Consider the following 4,674-nt stretch of genomic DNA (forward strand, 5'->3'; position numbering starts at 1 on the left):
AATACGGAGCGGCAGAAATATCAGTTCCCGTATAAAAAAATTGGGACAGCGCCATTCAGCTGGAGTGTGAACAGGGCTCTATCTTAAATTAAGGCATTATTTGTCTGGACAATGGGGTCCACTATACCCCCATCTTCACTCTGACATGAAAGAACTTCCGGTTTTTCTCCATTTAACGGAAATTTTGGAAAATACAGATCAAAATAGGCATTGAATGCATGGGTAACAGCCTGAGTACTTAACAGCTCAGCAAGCTTCTTATCGTTATCTTCTTCCGCATAACAATGACGGACGCTGCTTATAATTTCTTCAATATTTATTTCCATAGTGCTTAACTTTTTAATCATTATTTTCTCCCCATAGCTGGTGGGTTGTTTAAAGGATAGGCACAACCACCTACCCACAGCATCAGTCGCTTTAGATCATCTTTTTCAACTATTCGCATAGATCTTTAATGTTAAACCACATTTTTTCGGTAACAAAAGATGCACGATCGAGATCAGGGCGATTTTTATTCGCCGATGAAAGAAAATTAATGGCCTGACAGCTAAGGCCTGCAGATTTCAAATTATCCCAATAGACTATTATCTCGTCTTGAGCATCGCTAAAACGTCGCTTGTCATTAGAGCTAACATTTTTGTGATACCTGGCCATAATACTGGCTTGTAATTTCGCATCATCAATATCAATAACTGATCCAATCAACATTTTCAATTTTTTCTTTTCATCAACTATTTCTGCCTTCTCAATTTCAATCGCAGAGATTATTTCCTTCAATTTTTCCTTTTTAAAGCGAAATAATTGAGTACATTCTTCTACTTGCACCTTTAATTCAGACAACTTTCCCAGCGTATCTAACTTCCCTTTGATCTCATCATTAATCAATTCAATATTCTGCTTCAATTGCTCAATTTCTTTTTCTGTCATTAAGCTAGAATCGAATTCCTCAAGCGCCTCATCACTAAAGGTAATATTTATTTGATCAATCCATTGCTGTAGTTTTTTCCCTGAACGAGGTCCCACACACCATTGCTTTTGAGTCGGACTCCATTTCGCTGTTTTAAAATGCGCTTTAAAATCATCTTTCAATTCATAGGGCACTGATACGACAAATCCTGAATCTGTTTTTGTTGATGAAAGTTTCATGATATTTATCTATCCTATTTCTACATAAATTGTATCGATGAAACTATATAATTATGCAGCATCACTTAAATTATCATAATCATCTGAATATTCAACAAACTCAAACTTATTGGGATTGTCTCCTTGTGATCTGTCAAAAATCCACCCATCAGATTGATGCCATACAAAAGATGGTTCATCCCAATTGCACTCTGCAGCAACCTCCGACTCGACATTATTTTCATCATCAAAAGTATAAGCAATCAAATCCCAATAAACCATAAGTTCGCCCGACTCTCCACCTTCAAAATGAGCACTTGCTTGATATAAATCTGAATGAAGATAAGCATGTTGCTCTAGAATTATTTTTCTTGGTGCATCTTTTATACCTACATCACTAGCGTTATTTTCAGCAACTCTGTAGGCATTCAACGCTGATGCTATCCAATCGGCTCTGCGATGTAATTCTATGTGATCATTGTGATCGTTATCATCGCTATAATAAGATGACTGACATACTGTAAAAAGCGCATCTCCAATTCGAACATTTGGACCAGCTGCGTAAAATTTATTAGTCAAATCCTCAGTTGTCGGATTCACGACTAGCACCTTCGAGGTATTCAAATAATTTTCATTGGGTTGGTTCGATTTCATAATATTGGCGTTTTTCATGTAAATATTTTTTAAGTTAATTATAATGTTAGTTAAATTTACTGGCGTTTAGATAAGATTGACTTGCTTATGCTTCAACCCAATGCCCCTCTTTATTTTTCTTGACCTCGATTAAATCTGCGAAGTCATCACGTGTATTTCCACAACAAACTTGTTCCAAAATCCAATTTTCCTCTGTATCAACTGATCCAGTATGTGGGTTCATCAATATTTTTTGTTCATTCATTTTAGTTACCTTTTTGTTTATTAAATTTGCAAATACAATAAATTTAATCTTCTGTTTATTGTAGCGCATTATTCATATAAAATTAATACATAAACAAGAATAAATATTTAGTTATTTTTAATGAATTAAAAATTAATATTCACCTATTTATTAGATCAACACGCAACATAATAAATAGATTTAACATAAAGTCAATACCCTATTTTGAACTATTTTATATTGAAATATATTTGCCATACAAAATGTGATATTTAGTTTTTTATCACATTAATATGAAAAATAAATGTGATAAAAAGTTTAATATCACACTCACAAATAAATTACCGCCTGATCAGCGGCAAGGCCTGCAGTGTTTTTTTAGAAAAATAATTGACCTATCACTCTGTAATTTTTATATATATAATTTATCGAACAAACAAACTCATAACATCATTAATTTTTATTAATGAATTAATTTTGGCTATTATGATGACAAGAGTTGCCATCAATAATTGTGAAGGTTATGTTTGCTTTCTTAACAGCTCTCTGTAACAAACATAATAAAATATGAAACGCTAACTATCCTGTAAAACTAGGATCATACACACCATATCCCTGTATTTATGATTATAATGTGCCAAGGTATTTCTAAAGATAATCTTGGAAGGGCATTGAAAAATTGCAACATCATCAATGATATTACTGAACAGCATCCAGATTATTATTGGTGTCTGTTACGACCCATCTGGACACCAAATGAGCCTTAAAGATAAGCGTTACTTGAATCTGTGGAGAGTTGGCAAACAACCAATTATGCTTGTGACAACATGTGTCGAATGATAAACAGAGGCGGGGTGATTACTGCTAAACCACTTTAATCAGAGAATCCAATCTTTGAATGATAGAATAATCAACATATCTTATAAATGGCTTAGACTTAGCCCCACCCGTTTCAACGTTTAAAGCAACAAAAAATATGACTGAAAAATCATCAAAATCAGACTGGAAAAGCTTCTTTACCTTTGAAAATGAGCTGCTCGATTTCCTTTCGCAACAAAAATTCATGGCTGGCGACAAAGCAGATCTTAAATACTTAGAAACACCATTCAGAAACACCATTATTCAGAGACCTCCCAAATTTTTGCATGCTGTAATATCTCTAGGTGGAAATGAGTCGCTAAATATTAAAACTGAGGCCGACATTGAAGAACTTAAATCACGATACGTCAAGGTTTCATCTCGTGGTTTTCCAGCAAGATTTCCACAGTTACTTAAACAGCCCTTACAAATTAATTTGTCGCAACACGAGGCATTTCGTAGTCGAGTAATTTCGGCTGAAACAAATGATTTTATTCCGGTAAAACGTTACAACACGGGTGATTTAGACAATTCATCTATCGATGATATTGCTGCGTTGAGAGATATAGGCATTAAAGCAAAGGTTTACGATAAAGCTTTTGGCAAAACTTTAAATATTTCATCGAATGATCTTATTTTATACACAAAAGCTAAGATACTGACAGTACGCGAGAGCAGCGGCAATCAATATATAGCAAGAGTACGCTATCCAGATTCTTATCAATCCGTCAGAATGAGCTATGGACTGCTTATTATTCCGGATGACTGCCCGACTCTTCATAGTTTACCGCAGGCTCGTCGCACTCATCGTTTGGAAACATCCAAAGAGAAAATCATGCTCCCAATCGATATCGACAGTGAAATATTTATCAAAGAACCTTAATCCGTATACTGTTTTTGCAGAATTAAATCCTGATGTCGTTTTATTAAGGAACCTAGCTACTCAGGGAATCTGAAGAATTAACAGCTGTAATGAATGCAGAAGAGGTTAATTGCCTGCCTTACTCACCTGTCTTTTTTAGCACATAAGACAGGCGAAGCCTTATCTATACTGAGACTGCCTCCCTGTCTTAGGTGTCTTAGGTGTCTTAGTCAATAACTGTACTAATAAAATACTTCTACACAGAGTCTTTCTATATAAAAAAACTAACTCTATGATATTTACATAAGACAGACAAGACAAAGCCCATGAGCTGTGTCACTACTGGGTTTCAGTGTCTTATAAACCTTCATTTCCAGTCAAGACACCTATAAGACATAAGGCACTGATCTCAAAAATGCCTCAAACTGTCACACCTGCGGATTTTCAAAGTAGCTGAAATTTAGGGTTTAGAAGTTTTCTTACTTGTTCCTTAAAACCGATTTCACTTTATCAAGATAGACGCCAATGGTTTCCTTAAATAGAAAATATCTCGTCTTCATGGTAGTGGTATTGCTCATGCGCTACTAAGAATCCTTGACAAGGAAGTGTATTTTTGCATCCCGTTTGTAGTAGAAGTTGGGAATCGGCCAAAATGATATTGTCTTATAACAACCGCAAAATCTCCCAGTTAAGCTCGTGTATTTTGTTTACCGTGGCTTAAACACTCAGGTTCCGGTAGCGGACATTCTAGTTGTTTGGCTAATACAAAGGTAAAATGTGAGTTTTTAAACAAAATATTTTATTTATGGAGCAATTGTTTTGAGTAGTATAGTGGACCCCGAATTCCGGACAATAGTTTAAGCTATGCTCTGTCGAAAAATGAGAAGCAGGAAATGAGCGAAAGCAAACGGAAGATTTTTACAGGGGCTCAAAAAGCCAAAATTGCATTGGA

5 protein-coding genes are annotated in these 4,674 nt (G+C 35.1%); 1 reads left to right on the forward strand and 4 read right to left on the reverse strand.

What is annotated here, in order from left to right:
- Window positions 1–83: 83 nt before the first annotated feature.
- From RW114_RS19945 to RW114_RS19960, 4 genes are all read right to left on the reverse strand, one after another.
- Window positions 84–347 carry a hypothetical protein gene (locus RW114_RS19945; RefSeq protein WP_340124487.1) on the reverse strand — a complete coding sequence of 88 codons (264 nt, stop codon included), beginning with the start codon at window positions 345–347 and terminating at the stop codon, window positions 84–86.
- Window positions 348–435: 88 nt separating this feature from the next.
- Window positions 436–1,146 (reverse strand): hypothetical protein, encoded by a 711-nt coding sequence (locus RW114_RS19950; protein WP_340124488.1) that lies wholly within the window; start codon window positions 1,144–1,146, stop codon window positions 436–438.
- Window positions 1,147–1,197: 51 nt separating this feature from the next.
- Window positions 1,198–1,797 carry a hypothetical protein gene (locus RW114_RS19955; RefSeq protein WP_340124489.1) on the reverse strand — a complete coding sequence of 200 codons (600 nt, stop codon included), beginning with the start codon at window positions 1,795–1,797 and terminating at the stop codon, window positions 1,198–1,200.
- 67 nt (window positions 1,798–1,864) lie between these two features.
- Window positions 1,865–2,023 carry a hypothetical protein gene (locus RW114_RS19960; RefSeq protein ID WP_340124490.1) on the reverse strand — a complete coding sequence of 53 codons (159 nt, stop codon included), beginning with the start codon at window positions 2,021–2,023 and terminating at the stop codon, window positions 1,865–1,867.
- Between the two features lie 955 nt (window positions 2,024–2,978).
- Between RW114_RS19960 and RW114_RS19965 the strand changes: the two genes are divergently transcribed.
- Entirely contained in the window at window positions 2,979–3,743 is a 765-nt protein-coding gene (locus RW114_RS19965) for a hypothetical protein (RefSeq protein WP_340124491.1), read from the forward strand.
- Window positions 3,744–4,674: the final 931 nt, after the last annotated feature.

It is taken from the genome of Methylobacter svalbardensis (assembly GCF_037671525.1).
GTDB classification, from domain to species: Bacteria; Pseudomonadota; Gammaproteobacteria; order Methylococcales; family Methylomonadaceae; genus Methylobacter_A; species Methylobacter_A svalbardensis.

Bases quoted from the DNA above. Each gene is read 5' to 3' on its own strand.
- RW114_RS19950 (WP_340124488.1), bottom strand. From the start codon at position 1,146: ATGAAACTTTCATCAACAAAAACAGATTCAGGATTTGTCGTATCAGTG.
- RW114_RS19960 (WP_340124490.1), bottom strand. From the start codon at position 2,023: ATGAATGAACAAAAAATATTGATGAACCCACATACTGGATCAGTTGAT.
- RW114_RS19965 (WP_340124491.1), top strand. From the start codon at position 2,979: ATGACTGAAAAATCATCAAAATCAGACTGGAAAAGCTTCTTTACCTTT.
- RW114_RS19955 (WP_340124489.1), bottom strand. From the start codon at position 1,797: ATGAAAAACGCCAATATTATGAAATCGAACCAACCCAATGAAAATTAT.
- RW114_RS19945 (WP_340124487.1), bottom strand. From the start codon at position 347: ATGATTAAAAAGTTAAGCACTATGGAAATAAATATTGAAGAAATTATA.